This window comes from Kluyvera georgiana, from assembly GCF_050990895.1.
In the GTDB taxonomy this organism is placed as follows: Bacteria; Pseudomonadota; Gammaproteobacteria; order Enterobacterales; family Enterobacteriaceae; genus Kluyvera; species Kluyvera georgiana.
Genome location: NZ_CP158865.1, coordinates 1,011,704 through 1,029,859 on the forward strand (window position 1 = coordinate 1,011,704; position 18,156 = coordinate 1,029,859).

Below are 18,156 nucleotides of genomic sequence, written 5' to 3' on the forward strand. Positions count from 1 at the left end.
CGCGTCAGCGGGGATAAACCGAACGCAGAGTATCAAACCGCTGGGTGCCATGTGTGTTCCCCGCGTCAGCGGGGATAAACCGGCCTCAGCGTTATCGGTGGCGCAGATGGCGACGTGTTCCCCGCGTCAGCGGGGATAAACCGGTGACGATAATACCGGGGCAGAGGATGAACTCGTGTTCCCCGCGTCAGCGGGGATAAACCGTTGGTTACGTTCACGTTAAACGTGATGGATCCGTGTTCCCCGCGTCAGCGGGGATAAACCGTGAACACCTGAATGAACAGCTGCAGGAGAGCCGGGAGGAAGTGAAAACCCTGCGGGCCAGTGAAAAGGCGCTGCAGAAAGAACTGCTGATGCAGGCCCGGGCTGAGCCGAAAGGCGGGAAGGTGACAAAATGACACCAGAAATCAGACGCCGTATCCACGCTTTCCGCAACGCCCTGGTGCTTGCGGCCGACACCCGCTCCAATGAATGCTTCCGGATGGACCGATGGAAGGAGCTGAATGCCTTCCCACACGGCTGCTGCGATCTGGCCAGCAACTTTCTGGCGCAGTATCTTCAGGACGGTGATCCGTCCCTGAAGCCGGTGATTATCCATATGGAGACGACTGAGGATTTCCGGGAAAAGTACCGGTCGACAGTAAAATCCCACGTCATCGTGGAGGTGACCGGCTGGTTTGTCGACCTTACCCTGAACCAGTTTGCGGAATATCAGGACCGGGTGGTGATTGATGACAGAACCGGCACGGTGGGCTCCCTGCTCAGAGATATCCAGGCCAGTGGCGGAACAGTCACAAAGCGCTGTATTCAGCTGGATGCGGGGCCGGACGAAGACGGTCATGAACTCTATGTCTGGCTTCGGGACACTGCAGACACCCTTCTGACGTCAGTGAAATGAGTCTGCCGGGGAGAACATATGAGAAGGTCTGACCAAAATGTTCCTCCGGAAGGGCACGGTAAGTCATCCCCCTTTATGGAAGAGGTTAGGGCGGTAGCAAAAGAAATTTACAGCAGCCAGGCTAACAGGAAACTGGCAAAAGATTTGATCATTGAGGCCATTAAGGAAGTACCTCTCCTGGGAGGCACTGTTTCTGCCACAGAAAAGTTTATTCAGGGTATCGCCGGGATAGAGCGGGAGCAAAGGCTCGAACGTCTTGAGACGTTTCTTCTGGGGCTTAATCGTGACTATGATGAAACAGTGGAATTTCGAGAGGAGGATCTGTTACCGGTCATAAGAAAACTGGCAACAGATGATGAAAAATCAAAGACCGAATATTATACACGCCTGTCGGTGACGCTGGGTCGAACTCCACTCAGCGAAATGCCTGATGGCAAGCGATACCATTTTATTCGCCTTGTCAGCACGCTGACCAGCTATCAGATCAGGTTTGCCCGGGAACTAAAAATCCGTCAGACCGAACCTGTGCATGGTAGTGCCTCCTCAGAAGAGGCCGAGCTGGCTCTTACGAGCCAGGATAGTGGCATAGCTATTCAGGCGGTGCGTGCCTTACAGAACGCTGGACTGTTAAAAGAAAGAGCGGCACCGGATACATGGAAAGGATCACCGTCAACGCCTCTGTACCAAACGACCTCTGACTTTGACACTCTGATGAGTCTGGTGTTTCACCCGGATGATTTTGCGCCAGAGTTCGTCGGGTTAACGCGCAAAGAGATAAGCGATATCATCATTGTAGGGACATACGGTTTTATTGATAACCTGTATTCGACCTATTTACCTGATGCTCTTCGCCGGGCGGGTATAAATGCAAAAATAGTCAACAATAACAACGATCATCTGATGACAGACTGGGCTCCGCTTTATCTTCATACAGGACAACATACCCATGGTAATGATGAATATGTAGAAGTTCATCTTACCCGGGAAGGTACACGTCCCCGACTTAATGAGACTGTGAAATACTACACCTGTCGGTTTGATAAAAAAACCTACGTGCAACCCAGGAGCAGAAGCTCAGGTGATGTGAAAAAATTCTGTAAGGAAATGGACAGGGTAGTCAGTTGTGTAATGGCACAATTGAAAGAACTGAAGTAACAAGCCTGACAGAGGTGAACATGGAGTCAGTCACTTCCGGTATCAGGACGGTTTGTTTAATGCAAAATTGAATTTTTAACGTGAGGCAGTTATGGCCAGACCAGTAGATGTAGAACGCCGAAATAAAATAATCAATGTGGTATTAACTAACGGCAGAGCAACCATTAGTGAACTGGCAAAAATGTTCAACGTAACTCCTGAAACGATCCGAAAGGATGTGACAGAGTTGCATGAGAAAAATATCCTTCAGCGAGGCCACGGGATTGTCCTCCCGGCAAGCAATTACACTGAAAATCCATTGCCGTTCAAGATTAGTTCACATGCCGAAGAAAAATCCAGAATTGCTAATTGTGCCGTTTCCCTGATTAGAGAAAACAATGTTATTTTCATCGACTCCGGAACAACTTTACTGCAACTTGCTAATGTGCTGAATATGTATGAAAACCTGACCATAATTACAAATTCGATGATGGCGGCACAGGCACTTTCAAACAGTAAAAATCAGTTACTGGTCACCGGCGGTGAATTAAGACCTAAAAGTTATTCATATGTCGGAGCCTGGACAATGAGGGCATTACGTCAGAGCAATATTGATATCGCATTCATGGGCTGTGATGGATTTCATCAGAATGGTCCTACTGTGGGTTCATACAGAGAGCTTGAAGCTAAAGAAATAGTACTTGAACAAGCCAGTAAGTCGATTCTTCTCGCAGATACATCCAAAATTTCATTACAGGGATTATATTGTTATTGTTCTTACAGTGAACTGGATACATTAATCTTTGAGAGGGAATTGACACCGGATGAAAGGAAATGCATTCCGGAATCAGTCAATATTTTGAAACCATTCTGACAGATTGTAAAAAACCACCTGCATAGCAGGTGGCTTTGACACGGCCCCCTAAAAGGGGGCTTAAACACTACCTTTCCAGTCCCAGCTGTATTTGTCTTTCTTCTTCCTCTTTCGCTACCTTGTCCTGGTACCGTACATATCGTCGGATTATTTCTTCGTTTGCCCCTACTGAATCCACAAAATATCCTCTTTGCCAAAAGTGATTACCCCAAAGCTTGTGCTTCCTGAGATAAGGAAACTTTGCGAACAGTCTGATGGCCGTTCGCCCCTTCACAAATCCCATTAACTCGGAAACACTTAAACCTGGTGGGGGTCCGACAACCAGATGTATATGATCTATTTGCACATTTAGTTCTACTACCGTGCATTTCTTCATGCTGCAGTAGATGTAGATACTGCGGTAAAGCTCTTTACCAAGGTTACCCTTGAGGATTTTGTATCTGTACTTCGGGGTCCATACGAGATGATACTGACAGCGATAGAATACGTGGGAAGCGGATTCATATCTGCTCATGCTATTTACTCCTTGATTTGCTGGTAACAAACCGGGGCAGTATTTAGCATGGGCATTCTACGGGCAAAGCCCCACATGAACGATCACCACCTCCATAGGAGGTGTTTTAAGATTGATAATTAAAATACAGGCATCAAGCCTGTATTTTATGATGGACTCATAATGAAATTATGATGTTGTCACCGTCAAATGTTACTTTAATATTATTAAAATTATCTACCCGAAGAAGCTTCTGATATTCATATTTTAGATCCAGTGATGAACCTACAACGACGACCCGCATGCCCGCAGCAAGAGCAGAGGTAATGCCGGCATCAGCATCCTCAAAAACGACACAATATCCCGGATGCTTATTGAGTCGCTCAGCAGCCAGCAAATAGGGTTCCGGTGATGGCTTACTTTTCAGGACGTCTTCGGCTGTAATTATGCATTCCGGGACCGGAATGCCTGCACCATACATGCTTGGCAATGCCACCTTTTTCGCGCCGGATGTTACAACAGCAAACAAATCATGGGGCAAGGAGGATAAAAAAGTAACCGCACCTGATACCGGAGCCATTTTACTCAGTTTTTCAATCGCGAGAGATTTAACTTCTTCAACACATTTTTCATTACTAAAATACGGTGATATTTTTGAAAGCGCTTCCTCTATTGTTCTGCCATGTATTATGGAATGAACATAGTTTATATCTAGATGATGCTTTTCAGCCCATTCACTCCACAATTCTTCTATACATTTGCCAGAATCGACCAGCGTTCCGTCAAGGTCAAAAAGTATAGCTTTACATATAATTTCAGTCATAATCCCTCCACAAATAAAAGGACAGGTATTAGTTAACCTTTAGCTTTCTTGTAATAAAGTGCACTTTCGGTGGCCAGGCGCATGGCCGTGGCCATCGCAACAGGATCACTGGCCTGTGCAATAGCCGAATTCACAAGAACAGCATCCATGCCCAGGTCAAACTACCGTTTTTGAGTCACCAATAGCCTTAGGTATTGATATCTGAACTGTTATTTTTTCCATAAAAAATTTCCTTCTGTGTAAAACTCAAACCCCAAATAATTCATTGCTTTTGTTTTTATCGTTAATCGCCTTATCAATATCGCTTTTTTCAGTTAGCTGAATACCGGCTATACCATATAGTTTCGCTTTGGAAGCAAAAGGGGCTATTTCAGTTTCATTAGATTCGTACAGAAATAATGAAATTAACATAGGAAGATTAACTCCTGTAATGACGCAGCCATTTTGGAGTTCATGGACAAGTTGACTTGCAACGTAATGGTGACAACTCAATCTGTCATTTATTAAAAAAACAATGCCATTGGTAGTATTTAGTTCCTTGCTTGCTTGCCTGTAACGATTTACAAGTTCCTCAATGCTTTCACTATCGTGAAATCCTATGGCCCTGACATTTTCTACCTGCCCAACAGTTCGTTCTGCTACGTTGACCAATTCGCTGGCGAGTAAACCATTTGAAGCAATTACGATTGCAATTTTCATGGATCCTCCCGGGTTAACTGAAGATTGATGATTGCTTTTGTGTAATTAACATACGATCAAAACAAAACCAAAACAAGATTTATAGATTCTGTTTTGGTTTGCTGTGTTTGTATTTTGTGAATGAGATCTCATCTTTGATGACAGATGTTTTTCATAGCCAGTATCTGGAAGGGCCCTGTTATGGGTATTCATAACCCGTTCCACCCGGAGTGGTACTGTCTCGTCGCCAATGGAATTCATATTTGAGCTAGATCACTGGAAAAGCACTGTGGTTTGTGAAATTGTTGGTTACTCTGCATCACAGAGATAAAGGCTTGCTGGATGGTTACCTGGCCTTTACGAAACAAATGCGGAAATGGCTTGTTTGCGGTTTTTCATGGGGATATTCACATGTGTCTTATGAAAACATCACAAACATCGGGGAGCTGGTCACTTTGCATAAACGACATTTGCCGCTCAGGCATTTCTCATGTAAGCCTGATTACTTTCTGCATAAGTGTATTTTTCTTTTTTAATAGAAAGGTGCACCAGAAGGATATCCTTATGTCCACCTTATTGAATAATTTCTTTTATGGAACTTATAGTTCTAAAAAACATATATCAAAGTGTTTATTTTTTTATACCTTCTACCAGACCATCTGTTGTAAGATACATTACATCATGAATAATATTCAATTTTTAGCTGGAAAAAGAATTATTAGTGCTTGTGGAATAAAAAGCCAAAAACCTGATGCAGGAATTAATATACATCCAATGATTGAAATAGTCATTATGCTATAACCCAGGAATTTAGGTGCGGGCTCCTGTGTTTTCTGTATAAAAACATGGAGCAATTGACCTAGCATGATAATAATTAATCCACAAAAAATAAACCAAAAATGATATTCAAGACTTATATCCTGGGCTATTACATTGAAATATCCTCTATAGCCGATTTCATTTATCGCACTATATCCTAAAATAACGCCTACTATAGTGTGAATAATGCCAGTTAAAAACATAAGTCGACCGCTTAATTTCCACATATCAATATCCCTTTATCAATCTAAATAAATAGCATTATTTTAATCAATAAAAACATGAAAAAATTGATCTTCTTCTAAAATGCCAACTTATGTTTCTACATTTTCAAAATGTAGTTATTTATACTGTTTTATATCTTCCATGTTCTCAATGGCTTGCTGTATCACGAAAACTCCCTGTAAATCAGAGAGCATTACTCTGATACCGCGGGCAAACGGACTTGTCAAAGCATTGAGGAAAATTGGTCGGTAACGAACTTTGTTCATGCTCGACTGGCTCCGCTATCCGGCATTTCGTCGACGGGTCCAGGCGGAGCTGCGGGCGACGGAAGTAGTGGTGCTACCCTTAACGCCGGAATCACCGCCTCCGGCTGACAACATGTCCGCAGCAGACCGGCCGGTGAAGCTGGACGGTCGCTGATACCGTGTTCCCCGCGTCAGCGGGGATAAACTCCCCCGATAGTGCAGAAGTTAATGAAACATCGTGTGCATGCCCCAGGCCCCCATTGAGATGAAGGCATTGATGCATTCTCGCGGTGAACAGCAGGGTGTGCTTAACTTTTGTGCCCACTTCCTGGAGTACCCGCCTTCGCCAGCTCTCGCATCAGCGGCATCATCACCCGAACCACCTCGCGGCTACGGCGCTCAATACGCCCCGGCAGTGCTTTATCAATATACTGCTGGTTGTCGAGTTGCGCGTTATGCCAGCTGGTACCGTCCGGGAAGCTGGCGCTTTTCGCGCGCTGCTGATAACCGTCCTTTTTGCCAAGCGACCAATTAGTGGCTTCGACAGAAAGTACGGGGATACCTGCGTTATCAAAAATTTCGGCATCGTTGCAGCAGCCGGTGCCCTGTGGATACAGGGGGTTAAGACCCGGGTTGGTGGCTGCGGCAATGCCGCGACTGTGGGCCAGCGTCAGCGCCCGGTCGCGGGTTAATTTGCGCACTGAGGCCGGGGTTTTGACGCCGCTGTTAAAATAGAGTTTGTCGCCGACGACCAGATTGTCGAGGTTAATGACCAGCAGGGTGTTTTTCTTTTCAGCGCTGCTCATACGCTTAAGTAAATTCTCAGCACCAAGCTTGCCTTCCTCTTCACCGCTGGTGGCGATAAAACGGATGCCATACTCTGTGGGAATATTTTTAAAACGTTCCGCCAGCTCCAGCATCACGCCGAGGCCCAGTGCGTTATCGTCGATGCCCTGAAGCGTCAGGCCGCCGAGATTCTGTTCGACGTCGCTATCGCTGTGCGGCGCGTAGGTGTCCAGATGCGCCATGATAATAATCTGCTGGCTGGATTTCCCTTCATGCGCCGCGATAACCGTACTGCCGACCACGTTATGCCAGTTTTTTCGGTTATCTTTGCTGGTGTAGATATAGCGGCTGTTAAAGGTACGGATATCGCTCTGGTAGCCCATTTGCGCAAACTGCTGACGAATATAGTCGGCAGAGAGCATTTCAGCGGGCGTGCCGGTGATGCGTCCGGGGAAATAGGTAGCAATATAGCGAGCCTGCGTATTGGCGATCGTGCCCAGCGACGAGGCGGCGGCCTGGGCCGGGAGGGTGAAGCATACGCCGAGCGCCAGGGCTGCCATGCAGTGGCGCAATGCGGAGAACATAGGAAGTCCTTACAACAGAGCAAAAAAATAGACGCGCTTAGTATGAAACTGTGATTTTCATTACACAATTTCAAAAGCTCTTAAATGCCCGAAAAATAGCATGTTAAGCACTTTTTGATATTTGCTTTTCCAGACCGTTATTCCTTTGAGTAACTACTCATTCCTTTTCGTAATTTCATTTGGTCTAAACCTACCCCTATAGTCCCTCTATTGCTGATTGTTAGCGAGTTGTAGCACGACCCCGCAGCAACAACCCAATAAGCGCCAACGACAAGATCGGCCCTCAAACACAACAGATATGCAATGAATCAGGCTTAAGGAACGGTTATGGACCAAAAACGACTTACTCACCTGCGGCAACTGGAGGCGGAAAGCATCCATATCATCCGTGAGGTGGCCGCCGAATTCTCTAATCCGGTGATGATGTATTCCATCGGCAAAGATTCCAGCGTAATGCTGCACCTGGCGCGCAAGGCGTTTTATCCGGGCACGTTGCCGTTTCCTCTGTTGCACGTCGATACCGGCTGGAAGTTCCGCGAAATGTATGAGTTCCGCGACCGTACTGCGAAAGCCTACGGCTGCGAACTGCTGGTGCACAAAAACCCGGAAGGGGTGGCGATGGGCATTAACCCGTTCGTGCACGGCAGCGCCAAGCATACCGACATTATGAAAACCGAAGGGCTGAAGCAGGCGCTGAACAAATACGGTTTTGATGCCGCCTTCGGCGGCGCGCGCCGCGATGAAGAGAAATCCCGCGCCAAAGAGCGTATTTACTCCTTCCGCGACCGCTTCCACCGCTGGGATCCGAAGAACCAGCGTCCGGAGCTGTGGCACAACTACAACGGGCAGATCAACAAGGGTGAAAGCATTCGCGTCTTCCCGCTCTCTAACTGGACCGAGCTGGATATCTGGCAGTATATCTATCTGGAAAACATCGAAATTGTTCCGCTGTACCTGGCCGCCGAGCGTCCGGTGCTGGAACGTGACGGCATGCTGATGATGATCGATGACGATCGTATTGATTTGCAGCCGGGCGAAGTGATCAAAAAACGCATGGTGCGTTTCCGTACCCTGGGATGCTGGCCGCTGACCGGCGCGGTAGAGTCCGACGCGCAAACGCTGCCGGAAATTATCGAAGAGATGCTGGTCTCGACCACCAGTGAACGCCAGGGCCGCGTGATTGACCGCGACCAGGCCGGCTCCATGGAGCTTAAAAAACGTCAGGGTTATTTCTAAGGAGCCGCCATGAACACCACTATTGCACAACAAATTGCCGATGAAGGCGGCGTTGAAGCGTATCTGCACGCCCAGCAGCACAAAAGCCTGCTGCGCTTTTTGACCTGCGGCAGCGTGGATGACGGCAAAAGTACGCTGATTGGCCGCCTGCTGCACGATACTCGTCAGATTTACGAAGACCAGCTGTCATCGCTGCACAATGACAGCAAGCGTCACGGCACTCAGGGCGAGAAGCTCGATCTGGCGCTGCTGGTAGATGGCCTGCAGGCCGAGCGCGAGCAGGGCATCACCATCGACGTGGCGTACCGCTATTTCTCCACCGAGAAGCGTAAATTTATCATCGCCGACACCCCGGGGCACGAGCAGTACACCCGTAACATGGCCACCGGCGCCTCGACCTGCGACCTGGCGATCCTGCTGATCGACGCGCGTAAAGGCGTGCTGGATCAGACCCGTCGCCACAGCTTTATCTCCACACTGCTGGGCATCAAGCACCTGGTGGTGGCTGTCAATAAAATGGATCTCGTCGGCTACAGCGAAGAGACCTTTAATCGCATTCGCGAAGAGTATCTGACCTTTGCCGAGCAGCTGCCGGGCAACCTGGATATCCGCTTCGTGCCGCTGTCCGCGCTGGAGGGCGATAACGTCGCCAGCAACAGCGACAAGCTGCCGTGGTACAGCGGCCCGACGCTGCTGGAAGTGCTGGAGACGGTGGAAATTCGTCGTACGGTGGATACCCAGCCGATGCGCTTCCCGGTTCAGTACGTGAACCGTCCGAACCTCGATTTCCGCGGTTTCTCCGGTACGCTGGCTTCCGGCACCGTGAAGGTCGGCCAGCGCATTAAAGTGCTGCCGTCAGGCGTCGAGTCTACCGTGGCGCGCATTGTGACCTTCGACGGCGATCTGCAGGAAGCGGCCGCAGGCGAAGCCATCACGCTGGTGCTGAAAGATGAAATCGACATCAGCCGTGGCGACCTGCTGCTTGACGCACAGGACGCGCTGCCGACGGTACAACGCGCTTCCGTTGACGTGGTATGGATGGCCGAGCAGCCGCTGGCGGCAGGGCAAAGCTATGATATTAAAGTCGCCGGGAAGAAAACCCGCGCCCGCGTCGACGGCATTCAGTATCAGGTCGACATCAATAATCTCACCCAGCGCGAAGTGGACGCACTGCCGTTGAACGGTATCGGCCTGGTGGACCTGACCTTTGATGAGCCGCTGGTGCTCGATAAATATCAGGAAAACCCGGTCACCGGCGGTCTGATCTTCATTGACCGTTTAAGCAACGTGACGGTTGGCGCCGGCATGGTGCGTGAACCGAATACCGAGGATGCCGTGGTGAATTCCGGGTTCAGCGCTTTTGAACTTGAGCTGAATGCATTGGTGCGCAAACACTTCCCGCATTGGGGCGCGCGCGATCTGCTGGGAGGCAAGTAATGGCGGCACATGACGAAAACGTCGTCTGGCATGCCCATCCCGTCACCGCGCAGCAGCGTGAACAACTCCACGGGCATCGTGGGGTTGTGCTGTGGTTTACCGGGCTCTCGGGCTCGGGTAAATCTACCGTGGCTGGGGCACTGGAAGAGGCGCTGCATGAACTTGGTGTAAGCACCTATTTGCTCGACGGCGATAACGTGCGCCACGGGCTGTGCAACGATCTCGGTTTTAGCGATGCGGACCGTAAAGAAAATATTCGCCGCGTCGGTGAAGTGGCGAAGCTGATGGTGGATGCGGGGCTGGTGGTATTGACCGCATTTATCTCGCCTCACCGTGCTGAACGGCAGATGGTGCGTGAACGCGTGGGGGACGATCGTTTCTTTGAGGTCTTTGTCGATACACCGTTGGCAACCTGCGAGGCTCGCGATCCGAAAGGGCTCTATAAGAAAGCGCGTGCCGGTGAACTGCGTAATTTCACCGGAATTGATTCATTGTATGAATCGCCCGAGCAGCCTGCGATCCACCTGGATGGTGAACAATTAGTAACAAATTTGGTTGCGCAATTATTAGATCTACTGAGGCAGAGCGATATTATCAGATCCTGAAAACGTGTCGGAGTTTGCCTGCTCCGACCTAACAGGATGATTTATGCGTAACACTCAGAACATCAACGTGGCCCAACCCGAGTCACTAGCCCCTGCTTATGATGAAACCACCTGGTCTTTGTCAGGGGCTTTTGTCGGCTTTGTGGCATGGTTGATGGCGCTGGGTATCCCCTACCTGCATTACGGCAATAACACGCTGTTCTTCTTCCTCTATACCTGGCCTTTTTTCCTTGCCCTGATGCCCGTGGCGGTGGTGGTGGGCGTTGCGTTTCACTCGCTGGTGAAAGGCAAGCTGGGTTACACCATTGTTGCAACGCTGCTGACCGTCGCCCTGCTGTGTGGTTTGCTATTCATGTGGATTATGAGTTAATCCTTTCGCCTGAGGCGTCGGCGGCAGCGATTGCGCGCCAATACGCAGGGGAAATGTGGTAAATTTCCGGCGATATGCGGTATCGCCTGCGGCCGGAGTGGAGTATGACGGCAAGTTATGGGATGATAGAGCCGTTTTTCAGGGGGCAGGATGGGTAAATTAACGCTGCTATTACTGGCTTTGCTGGTCTGGCTACAATATTCGCTGTGGTTCGGAAAGAACGGTCTGCATGACTTCAGCCGGGTCCGTGATGATGTATCCGTACAGCAAACCACCAACGCAAAATTAAAAGCGCGCAACGATCAGCTTTTCGCCGAAATTGACGACCTCAATGGCGGTCAGGAGGCGATTGAGGAACGCGCACGTAACGAACTCAGCATGACCCGTCCGGGCGAAACGTTCTATCGTCTGGTTCCGGATGCGTCTAAACGTACGCAGAGCGCGGGGCAAACGCAAACTAATCGATAACCAGTCCCAGGATGACGACATGGCCGTGACTTTTCCGGGCGTATGCGCCGTGGTGCCGGCAGCCGGATTTGGCCGCCGCATGCAAACGGACTGCCCAAAACAATATCTCTCAATCGGTAACAAAACGATTCTTGAACACTCGGTGGATGCGCTGCTGGCTAACGCCCGCGTCCAGCGGGTGATTATCGCCGTCTCTGCCGGAGACGAACGCTTCGCGCAGCTGCCTCTTGCGCAACATCCCCAGATTACCGTCGTTGAAGGCGGCGCCGAGCGCGCGGATTCCGTGCTGGCGGGCCTGCGCGCGATTGATGATGCGCAATGGGTGCTGGTACACGATGCGGCCCGTCCGTGTCTGCATCAGGACGATCTGGCGCGCCTGCTCAGCTTAAGCGAAACCAGCCGGGTTGGCGGTATTCTGGCCGCGCCGGTGCGCGATACCATGAAGCGCGCCGAGCCGGGGAAAGCCGCGATTGCGCACACCGTCGATCGTAACGATCTGTGGCATGCGCTGACGCCGCAGTTTTTCCCTCGCGAACTGTTACTGGATTGCTTAACCCGCGCGCTGAACGAAGGCGCGTCGATTACCGACGAAGCGTCGGCATTAGAATATTGCGGCTTTCATCCCGAGTTGATTGCCGGACGTGCTGATAATATTAAGGTGACCCGCCCGGAAGACCTGGCGCTCGCTGAATTTTACCTCACCCGCTCGGGTAACCCGGAGAATGCATAATGCGAATTGGACACGGTTTTGACGTACACGCCTTTGGCGGCGAAGGCCCGATTATCATTGGCGGCGTGCGCATCCCGTACGAAAAAGGGCTGCTGGCGCACTCCGATGGCGACGTGGCGCTGCACGCGTTGACCGACGCTCTGCTGGGCGCGGCGGCGCTGGGCGATATTGGTAAACTGTTCCCGGATACCGACCCGGCCTTTAAAGGCGCGGACAGCCGCGCGTTGCTGCGCGAAGCGTGGAAACGCGTCCAGGCCAAAGGCTACACGCTAGGTAATGTTGATGTCACCATCATTGCACAGGCGCCGAAAATGCTGCCGCACATCCCACAAATGCGCGTGTTTATTGCCGAAGACCTCGGCTGCCATATGGACGACGTTAACGTAAAAGCGACCACCACCGAGAAGCTCGGCTTTACCGGGCGCGGTGAAGGCATTGCCTGTGAAGCGGTCGCTCTGCTACAAAAGGCTACGTCATGATTCAGTTTGATGCACTGACCTACCTGCACGGCAAGCCGCAGGGGACGGGGCAATTAAAGGCCAGTCCGGAAGATTTTCTGGTGGTGGAAGATTTAGGTTTTGAGCCGGACGGCGAAGGCGAGCACATTCTGGTGCGCATCCTGAAAAACGGCTGCAATACCCGCTTTGTCGCCGACGCGCTGGCGAAATTCCTTAAAATTCACGCTCGTGAAGTGAGTTTTGCCGGACAGAAAGATAAGCATGCGGTCACCGAACAGTGGCTGTGCGCGCGCGTGCCGGGCAACACGATGCCGGATTTAAGCCAGTTTCAGCTGGAAGGCTGTCAGGTGCTGGAATACGCGCGTCATAAGCGTAAGCTGCGTTTAGGCGCACTAAAAGGCAATCAGTTTACGCTGGTGCTGCGTGAGGTGAGCGGCCGTGATGACGTTGAGACGCGATTACAGGCGATTGCCGAACGCGGCGTGCCGAACTATTTCGGCGCTCAGCGTTTTGGCATTGGCGGCAGCAACCTGCTGGGCGCGCTGCGCTGGGCAGAAAGCGGCGCGCCGGTGCGGGATCGGAATAAGCGCAGTTTTTGGTTGTCGGCGGCCCGCAGCGCGTTGTTTAATCAGATAGTGAGTGAACGCCTAAAAAAACCGGACTTTAATCAAGTTGTTGACGGCGATGCGCTACAATTAGCGGGACGCGGCAGCTGGTTTGTTGCCACCGATGAAGAGCAGGCCGTATTGCAGGCTCGCGTCGACGCGCGTGAATTAATGATTACCGCAGCGCTGCCTGGGAGCGGCGACTGGGGAACACAGCGTACCGCCCTGGAATTTGAACAGACCGTGCTGGCTGAAGAGATGGCGCTGCAGTCGCTGTTGCAGCGTGAAAAAGTCGAAGCCGCGCGCCGCGCCATGCTACTCTATCCGCAGCAGCTAAGCTGGAACTGGTGGGACGACGTCACCGTCGAACTGCGCTTCTGGCTGCCGGCGGGCAGTTTCGCGACCAGCGTGGTAAGGGAACTTATCAATACAACAGGTGATTATGCGAATATTGCTGAGTAACGATGACGGGATCCATGCGCCAGGCATTCAGACGCTGGCCAGAGCCTTACGGGAATTTGCCGAGGTTCAGGTAGTTGCACCCGATCGTAACCGCAGCGGTGCGTCGAACTCGTTGACGCTGGAATCCTCGCTTCGTACCTTCACTTTCGATAACGGCGACATTGCCGTACAGATGGGCACGCCGACTGACTGCGTCTATCTGGGCGTCAATGCGCTGATGCGTCCGCGCCCGGATATCGTGGTTTCAGGCATTAATGCCGGCCCCAATCTGGGCGATGACGTGATCTACTCTGGCACGGTTGCCGCCGCCATGGAGGGCCGCCATTTAGGCTTTCCCGCGCTGGCGGTGTCGCTAAACGGTCATCAGCACTATGAGACTGCCGCGGCGGTGACCTGCTCGCTGCTGCGCGCGCTCGCCCGCGAACCGCTACGCACCGGGCGTATCCTCAACGTCAACGTGCCCGACCTGCCGCTTGAGCAAATCAAAGGCATTCGCGTGACCCGCTGCGGCAGCCGCCATCCGGCGGATAAAGTGATTCCACAGCAGGATCCGCGCGGTAATACTCTCTACTGGATTGGGCCGCCGGGCGACAAATGTGACGCCGGGCCGGACACCGATTTTGCCGCCGTGGACGCGGGCTACGTGTCGGTGACGCCGCTGCATGTAGATCTCACCGCGCACAGCGCGCATGAGGTGGTCACCGGCTGGTTGGAGCAGGCGAGGGTCGATGCGCAATGGTAGTCAGTAAACGTATCCAGAGTCTGCTCAATCAGCTTCGTCAGCTGGGCATCCGCGATGAGCGCGTGCTCGATGCGATGGCGCAGGTTCCGCGCGATAAATTTATTGATGAAGCATTTGAACATAGCGCGTGGGAAAACGTCGCGTTGCCGATAGGCCAGGGCCAGACGATTTCACAGCCCTATATGGTGGCACGGATGACCGAGCTGCTGGAGCTGACGCCGGAGTCCCGGGTGCTGGAGATTGGCACCGGGTCAGGTTATCAGACGGCGATTCTGGCGCATATGGTGCATCATGTCTGCTCCGTTGAGCGGATAAAAAGCCTGCAATGGCACGCCCGGCGTCGCCTGAAGCAGCTTGATTTACATAATGTATCGACCCGCCACGGCGATGGCTGGCAGGGGTGGCAGGCACGCGCCCCGTTTGACGCCATCATCGTTACGGCGGCGCCGCTCGAGATTCCGGTTGCGCTCATGTCGCAGCTGGACGAAGGCGGTATTCTTGTTTTACCCGTGGGCGACGATCGCCAGTATCTCAAGCGCGTTCATCGGCGGGGAGACGAATTTATTATTGATACCGTTGAGGCCGTTCGCTTCGTTCCCCTGGTAAAAGGGGAGCTGGCCTGAGTCCCGGATTTTTCTGAGGGTATTCAGCGCAATTCAGCGTATGGTGAACACGTTTCCAGTGTTCATAGCCTGCGTTGCACGGTATTAAGTCACTGGCAGTTAACCTATTCCTGGGGGATAAATGAGCGCGGGAAGCCCTAAATTTACCGTCAATCGTGTTGTGGCATTATCACTGGTTTCACTTTGGTTGGCCGGTTGTACTTCTTCGAATAATGCACCAGCGCCAGTCAGCTCTGTGAACAGCGGAGGCTCCAGCAGCACGAACTCCGGCATGCTGATTACGCCGCCGCCCAAAATGGGCAGCACGGCGCAGTCAACGCCTCAGATTCAACCGGTACAGCCGGTTCAGACCCAGCCGGTGCAGGCGCAGCCGCAAGTCGCGCAGCCCGTTGCCGAGCAGCCGGTACAGATGCAGAACGGCCATATCGTCTATAACCGTAAATATGGCGACATTCCTAAAGGCAGCTATACCGGCGGCAGCACCTATACCGTGAAGCACGGTGATACGCTGTTCTACATTGCATGGGTTACCGGGAATGATTTCCGTGACCTGGCGCAGCGTAACAACGTTGCGGCGCCGTACGCCCTGAACGTCGGCCAGGTTCTGCAGGTTGGGAATGCTTCAGGCCAGCCGATTACCGGCAATAACTCGGTCGCCATGGCCAGCGCACAGGCCAGCAGCGGAAATTCCGGATTAGTCTCAAAACCTGCACAAAATTCAACCGCGGTTGTTGCGTCGACTCCGACAATTACGTATTCTGAGGATTCAGGTGAACAAAGTGCTAACAAAATGTTGCCTAACAACAAGCCTGCGACGACCGTCACAGCGCCTGTAACGGCACCCACTGCGAGCACGACCGTACCGAATGCCAGCAGTACTTCAACCAGTTCGCCAATCTCTTCGTGGCGCTGGCCAACTGACGGCAAGGTAATCGAGAACTTTAGCGGCACCGACGGTGGCAACAAAGGTATCGATATTGCGGGCAGTAAAGGACAGGCAATCGTCGCAACCGCCGATGGGCGCGTCGTCTATGCCGGTAACGCACTGCGCGGTTACGGTAATCTTATTATCATCAAACACAACGATGATTACCTGAGTGCCTACGCTCATAACGATACAATGCTGGTCCGGGAACAACAGGACGTCAAGGCGGGGCAGAAAATCGCTACCATGGGTAGCACCGGAACCAGTTCAACACGTTTGCATTTTGAAATTCGTTACAAGGGGAAATCCGTCAACCCGCTGCAGTATTTACCGCAGCGATAAGTCGGCAAAGTACTTCACATGAACGCTTTCAGGCGACGTCGGCGACCGCAGAGGTCGCCTGAAAAGTGACATGATAAGGTGCATTGCCTGGGGATCACGGGTAGGAGCCACCTTAAAATGAGTCAGAATACGCTGAAAGTTCATGATTTAAATGAAGACGCGGAATTTGATGAGAATGGAGTAGAGGTTTTCGATGAGAAGGCCTTAAATGAAGAGGAACCCAGTGACAACGAACTCGCGGAAGAAGAGCTCTTATCGCAAGGTGCCACTCAACGTGTACTCGATGCGACTCAGCTTTACTTAGGCGAGATCGGCTATTCTCCGTTATTGACCGCTGAAGAAGAAGTTTATTTTGCACGTCGTGCCCTGCGTGGCGACGTTGCCTCACGCCGTCGGATGATTGAAAGCAACCTTCGTCTGGTGGTAAAAATTGCCCGCCGTTACGGCAATCGTGGTCTGGCGCTGCTGGATCTGATTGAAGAGGGCAACCTGGGGCTGATTCGTGCCGTAGAGAAGTTCGACCCGGAGCGTGGGTTCCGTTTTTCAACCTATGCCACCTGGTGGATTCGTCAGACTATTGAACGGGCGATCATGAACCAAACCCGTACTATTCGTCTGCCTATCCATATTGTTAAAGAGCTAAACGTCTATCTGCGTACCGCGCGTGAACTGTCCCATAAGCTGGACCATGAACCGAGCGCGGAAGAGATAGCTGAACAGCTGGATAAGCCGGTTGATGACGTAAGCCGTATGCTGCGTCTCAATGAACGCATCACTTCAGTTGATACGCCGCTGGGCGGAGATTCTGAGAAAGCGCTGCTGGATATCCTGGCCGATGAAAATGAAAACGGCCCGGAAGACACCACGCAAGACGATGACATGAAGCAAAGCATCGTAAAATGGCTGTTCGAACTGAACGCCAAACAACGGGAAGTGCTGGCGCGTCGTTTTGGCCTGTTGGGGTATGAAGCAGCTACGCTGGAAGATGTCGGCCGCGAGATTGGCCTGACCCGCGAGCGCGTGCGTCAGATTCAGGTTGAAGGTTTGCGTCGTCTGCGTGAAATTCTGCAGACGCAGGGGCTGAATATCGAAGCGCTGTTCCGCGAATAAGCCTGTTTTTTTCAAAGAGGTCAGTCGTCAGACTGGCCTTTTTCTTTGCTTTTTTTCCGCGTTATTCCATCATCTTACGAATTAAATGCGTAAACTGCTCTCGTTCCTGCGGCGTCAAACGCTGTAAAAATTCATCATCCACGCGGTTTCCCACCGGCTGGCTCGCCGCCAGTAGCGCTTCCCCGTCCGGCGTTAAAAAAACAAAGCGCCGACGCTTATCATCGGGGTCATGCTCGCGTTTGACCCACCCACGGGCTTCCATTCGGCTCAGCATTTCAGCGAGCGTCGCCTTGGTGCTGACCGCCACGCTGGTCAACGCCACTTGTTCAATGCCCGGGCATTCGGCGATGGAGCGCATGACCGCATACTGCGGCTTGGTGAGTTCCGGCAACTCGTGCTGCCAGCGTGATGTATGCTGCTGAAAAAGATGGCGGAGCAGGTGAAACGCTTCGTTTTTGATCTCCATGATCGCTCTCCGGCAATG

Annotated in this window: 23 protein-coding genes and 1 CRISPR repeat array (1 of these 24 running past the window's edge); of the genes, 16 read left to right on the forward strand and 7 right to left on the reverse strand. The window is 51.9% G+C overall.

Annotation, left to right across the window (positions count from 1 at the left end; translation table 11 throughout):
* Nucleotides 1–265: direct repeats of the CRISPR family, unit length 29 nt; unit sequence GTGTTCCCCGCGTCAGCGGGGATAAACCG; it begins 1,777 nt to the left of the window's first position.
* A 129-nt stretch (nucleotides 266–394) separates the two neighbouring features.
* The 3 genes from ABTW00_RS04840 (at nucleotide 395) to ABTW00_RS04850 (ending at nucleotide 2,906) form a co-directional block, all read left to right on the forward strand.
* On the forward strand, nucleotides 395–898 hold the full coding sequence (locus ABTW00_RS04840; protein ID WP_433639222.1) for a hypothetical protein: 504 nt from the start codon (nucleotides 395–397) through the stop codon (nucleotides 896–898).
* A gap of 18 nt (nucleotides 899–916) precedes the next feature.
* Complete coding sequence (locus ABTW00_RS04845; protein ID WP_433639224.1) at nucleotides 917–2,053, forward strand: hypothetical protein; 1,137 nt, start codon at nucleotides 917–919, stop codon at nucleotides 2,051–2,053.
* 91 nt (nucleotides 2,054–2,144) lie between these two features.
* On the forward strand, nucleotides 2,145–2,906 hold the full coding sequence (locus ABTW00_RS04850) for a DeoR/GlpR family DNA-binding transcription regulator (RefSeq protein WP_433639227.1): 762 nt from the start codon (nucleotides 2,145–2,147) through the stop codon (nucleotides 2,904–2,906).
* 67 nt (nucleotides 2,907–2,973) lie between these two features.
* Here ABTW00_RS04850 and tnpA read toward each other — a convergent pair whose 3' ends face one another.
* From tnpA to ABTW00_RS04875, 5 genes are all read right to left on the reverse strand, one after another.
* Nucleotides 2,974–3,420 carry an IS200/IS605 family transposase gene (gene tnpA / locus ABTW00_RS04855; RefSeq protein WP_433639230.1) on the reverse strand — a complete coding sequence of 149 codons (447 nt, stop codon included), beginning with the start codon at nucleotides 3,418–3,420 and terminating at the stop codon, nucleotides 2,974–2,976.
* 157 nt (nucleotides 3,421–3,577) lie between these two features.
* On the reverse strand, nucleotides 3,578–4,222 hold the full coding sequence (locus tag ABTW00_RS04860) for an HAD-IA family hydrolase (protein ID WP_433639232.1): 645 nt from the start codon (nucleotides 4,220–4,222) through the stop codon (nucleotides 3,578–3,580).
* A gap of 32 nt (nucleotides 4,223–4,254) precedes the next feature.
* A complete protein-coding gene (locus ABTW00_RS04865) occupies nucleotides 4,255–4,371 on the reverse strand; it encodes a hypothetical protein (RefSeq protein WP_433639234.1) in 117 nt (38 codons plus the stop codon).
* Between the two features lie 97 nt (nucleotides 4,372–4,468).
* Nucleotides 4,469–4,921: a PTS sugar transporter subunit IIA gene (locus ABTW00_RS04870; RefSeq protein WP_433639237.1), complete on the reverse strand. Its 453-nt coding sequence runs from the start codon at nucleotides 4,919–4,921 to the stop codon at nucleotides 4,469–4,471.
* A gap of 671 nt (nucleotides 4,922–5,592) precedes the next feature.
* Nucleotides 5,593–5,946, reverse strand: coding sequence for a DUF6463 family protein (locus tag ABTW00_RS04875; RefSeq protein ID WP_433639239.1), 354 nt, complete (start codon nucleotides 5,944–5,946; stop codon nucleotides 5,593–5,595).
* A 262-nt stretch (nucleotides 5,947–6,208) separates the two neighbouring features.
* Here ABTW00_RS04875 and ABTW00_RS04880 point away from each other — a divergent pair, with 262 nt between their 5' ends.
* Nucleotides 6,209–6,364 (forward strand): hypothetical protein, encoded by a 156-nt coding sequence (locus tag ABTW00_RS04880; protein ID WP_433639242.1) that lies wholly within the window; start codon nucleotides 6,209–6,211, stop codon nucleotides 6,362–6,364.
* Between the two features lie 133 nt (nucleotides 6,365–6,497).
* Here the strand turns inward: ABTW00_RS04880 and ABTW00_RS04885 are convergent, their stop codons facing one another.
* Entirely contained in the window at nucleotides 6,498–7,559 is a 1,062-nt protein-coding gene (locus tag ABTW00_RS04885; RefSeq protein WP_433639244.1) for an aminopeptidase, read from the reverse strand.
* A gap of 327 nt (nucleotides 7,560–7,886) precedes the next feature.
* Here ABTW00_RS04885 and cysD point away from each other — a divergent pair, with 327 nt between their 5' ends.
* The 12 genes from cysD to rpoS all read left to right on the forward strand — a co-directional run bounded on the left by cysD (nucleotide 7,887) and on the right by rpoS (nucleotide 17,672).
* On the forward strand, nucleotides 7,887–8,795 hold the full coding sequence (cysD, locus tag ABTW00_RS04890; protein WP_064543103.1) for a sulfate adenylyltransferase subunit CysD: 909 nt from the start codon (nucleotides 7,887–7,889) through the stop codon (nucleotides 8,793–8,795).
* 9 nt (nucleotides 8,796–8,804) lie between these two features.
* Complete coding sequence (gene cysN, locus ABTW00_RS04895; RefSeq protein ID WP_065357926.1) at nucleotides 8,805–10,232, forward strand: sulfate adenylyltransferase subunit CysN; 1,428 nt, start codon at nucleotides 8,805–8,807, stop codon at nucleotides 10,230–10,232.
* Nucleotides 10,232–10,837, forward strand: a complete 606-nt coding sequence (gene cysC, locus ABTW00_RS04900; protein ID WP_064543107.1) for an adenylyl-sulfate kinase — start codon at nucleotides 10,232–10,234, stop codon at nucleotides 10,835–10,837. The genes cysN and cysC overlap by 1 nt, the downstream gene beginning before the upstream one ends.
* A 43-nt stretch (nucleotides 10,838–10,880) precedes the next feature.
* On the forward strand, nucleotides 10,881–11,207 hold the full coding sequence (locus ABTW00_RS04905) for a DUF3561 family protein (protein ID WP_064543109.1): 327 nt from the start codon (nucleotides 10,881–10,883) through the stop codon (nucleotides 11,205–11,207).
* Between the two features lie 150 nt (nucleotides 11,208–11,357).
* Complete coding sequence (ftsB, locus tag ABTW00_RS04910; RefSeq protein WP_064543112.1) at nucleotides 11,358–11,675, forward strand: cell division protein FtsB; 318 nt, start codon at nucleotides 11,358–11,360, stop codon at nucleotides 11,673–11,675.
* A 19-nt stretch (nucleotides 11,676–11,694) separates the two neighbouring features.
* On the forward strand, nucleotides 11,695–12,405 hold the full coding sequence (gene ispD / locus ABTW00_RS04915; RefSeq protein WP_167575142.1) for a 2-C-methyl-D-erythritol 4-phosphate cytidylyltransferase: 711 nt from the start codon (nucleotides 11,695–11,697) through the stop codon (nucleotides 12,403–12,405).
* Nucleotides 12,405–12,884, forward strand: coding sequence for a 2-C-methyl-D-erythritol 2,4-cyclodiphosphate synthase (gene ispF, locus ABTW00_RS04920; RefSeq protein WP_064543116.1), 480 nt, complete (start codon nucleotides 12,405–12,407; stop codon nucleotides 12,882–12,884). The genes ispD and ispF overlap by 1 nt, the downstream gene beginning before the upstream one ends.
* The gene (gene truD, locus ABTW00_RS04925; RefSeq protein WP_433639250.1) at nucleotides 12,881–13,930 is read left to right on the forward strand and encodes a tRNA pseudouridine(13) synthase TruD; all 1,050 of its coding nucleotides are present in this window, start codon (nucleotides 12,881–12,883) and stop codon (nucleotides 13,928–13,930) included. Before ispF ends, truD begins: the two co-directional genes overlap by 4 nt.
* Entirely contained in the window at nucleotides 13,911–14,672 is a 762-nt protein-coding gene (gene surE, locus ABTW00_RS04930; protein ID WP_064543120.1) for a 5'/3'-nucleotidase SurE, read from the forward strand. Before truD ends, surE begins: the two co-directional genes overlap by 20 nt.
* Nucleotides 14,666–15,295 (forward strand): protein-L-isoaspartate(D-aspartate) O-methyltransferase, encoded by a 630-nt coding sequence (locus tag ABTW00_RS04935; RefSeq protein WP_064543122.1) that lies wholly within the window; start codon nucleotides 14,666–14,668, stop codon nucleotides 15,293–15,295. The genes surE and ABTW00_RS04935 overlap by 7 nt, the downstream gene beginning before the upstream one ends.
* 121 nt (nucleotides 15,296–15,416) lie before the next feature.
* Entirely contained in the window at nucleotides 15,417–16,562 is a 1,146-nt protein-coding gene (gene nlpD / locus ABTW00_RS04940) for a murein hydrolase activator NlpD (protein WP_064543123.1), read from the forward strand.
* A gap of 117 nt (nucleotides 16,563–16,679) precedes the next feature.
* Nucleotides 16,680–17,672: an RNA polymerase sigma factor RpoS gene (rpoS, locus tag ABTW00_RS04945; protein ID WP_064543125.1), complete on the forward strand. Its 993-nt coding sequence runs from the start codon at nucleotides 16,680–16,682 to the stop codon at nucleotides 17,670–17,672.
* Between the two features lie 61 nt (nucleotides 17,673–17,733).
* Here rpoS and ABTW00_RS04950 read toward each other — a convergent pair whose 3' ends face one another.
* Nucleotides 17,734–18,138, reverse strand: a complete 405-nt coding sequence (locus tag ABTW00_RS04950) for a MarR family winged helix-turn-helix transcriptional regulator (RefSeq protein ID WP_064543127.1) — start codon at nucleotides 18,136–18,138, stop codon at nucleotides 17,734–17,736.
* Between the last annotated feature and the right edge of the window lie 18 nt (nucleotides 18,139–18,156).

Bases quoted from the DNA above. Each gene is read 5' to 3' on its own strand.
- ABTW00_RS04840 (WP_433639222.1), top strand. From the start codon at position 395: ATGACACCAGAAATCAGACGCCGTATCCACGCTTTCCGCAACGCCCTG.
- ABTW00_RS04845 (WP_433639224.1), top strand. From the start codon at position 917: ATGAGAAGGTCTGACCAAAATGTTCCTCCGGAAGGGCACGGTAAGTCA.
- ABTW00_RS04850 (WP_433639227.1), top strand. From the start codon at position 2,145: ATGGCCAGACCAGTAGATGTAGAACGCCGAAATAAAATAATCAATGTG.
- tnpA (WP_433639230.1), bottom strand. From the start codon at position 3,420: ATGAGCAGATATGAATCCGCTTCCCACGTATTCTATCGCTGTCAGTAT.
- ABTW00_RS04860 (WP_433639232.1), bottom strand. From the start codon at position 4,222: ATGACTGAAATTATATGTAAAGCTATACTTTTTGACCTTGACGGAACG.
- ABTW00_RS04865 (WP_433639234.1), bottom strand. From the start codon at position 4,371: ATGGATGCTGTTCTTGTGAATTCGGCTATTGCACAGGCCAGTGATCCT.
- ABTW00_RS04870 (WP_433639237.1), bottom strand. From the start codon at position 4,921: ATGAAAATTGCAATCGTAATTGCTTCAAATGGTTTACTCGCCAGCGAA.
- ABTW00_RS04875 (WP_433639239.1), bottom strand. From the start codon at position 5,946: ATGTGGAAATTAAGCGGTCGACTTATGTTTTTAACTGGCATTATTCAC.
- ABTW00_RS04880 (WP_433639242.1), top strand. From the start codon at position 6,209: ATGCTCGACTGGCTCCGCTATCCGGCATTTCGTCGACGGGTCCAGGCG.
- ABTW00_RS04885 (WP_433639244.1), bottom strand. From the start codon at position 7,559: ATGTTCTCCGCATTGCGCCACTGCATGGCAGCCCTGGCGCTCGGCGTA.
- cysD (WP_064543103.1), top strand. From the start codon at position 7,887: ATGGACCAAAAACGACTTACTCACCTGCGGCAACTGGAGGCGGAAAGC.
- cysN (WP_065357926.1), top strand. From the start codon at position 8,805: ATGAACACCACTATTGCACAACAAATTGCCGATGAAGGCGGCGTTGAA.
- cysC (WP_064543107.1), top strand. From the start codon at position 10,232: ATGGCGGCACATGACGAAAACGTCGTCTGGCATGCCCATCCCGTCACC.
- ABTW00_RS04905 (WP_064543109.1), top strand. From the start codon at position 10,881: ATGCGTAACACTCAGAACATCAACGTGGCCCAACCCGAGTCACTAGCC.
- ftsB (WP_064543112.1), top strand. From the start codon at position 11,358: ATGGGTAAATTAACGCTGCTATTACTGGCTTTGCTGGTCTGGCTACAA.
- ispD (WP_167575142.1), top strand. From the start codon at position 11,695: ATGGCCGTGACTTTTCCGGGCGTATGCGCCGTGGTGCCGGCAGCCGGA.
- ispF (WP_064543116.1), top strand. From the start codon at position 12,405: ATGCGAATTGGACACGGTTTTGACGTACACGCCTTTGGCGGCGAAGGC.
- truD (WP_433639250.1), top strand. From the start codon at position 12,881: ATGATTCAGTTTGATGCACTGACCTACCTGCACGGCAAGCCGCAGGGG.
- surE (WP_064543120.1), top strand. From the start codon at position 13,911: ATGCGAATATTGCTGAGTAACGATGACGGGATCCATGCGCCAGGCATT.
- ABTW00_RS04935 (WP_064543122.1), top strand. From the start codon at position 14,666: ATGGTAGTCAGTAAACGTATCCAGAGTCTGCTCAATCAGCTTCGTCAG.
- nlpD (WP_064543123.1), top strand. From the start codon at position 15,417: ATGAGCGCGGGAAGCCCTAAATTTACCGTCAATCGTGTTGTGGCATTA.
- rpoS (WP_064543125.1), top strand. From the start codon at position 16,680: ATGAGTCAGAATACGCTGAAAGTTCATGATTTAAATGAAGACGCGGAA.
- ABTW00_RS04950 (WP_064543127.1), bottom strand. From the start codon at position 18,138: ATGGAGATCAAAAACGAAGCGTTTCACCTGCTCCGCCATCTTTTTCAG.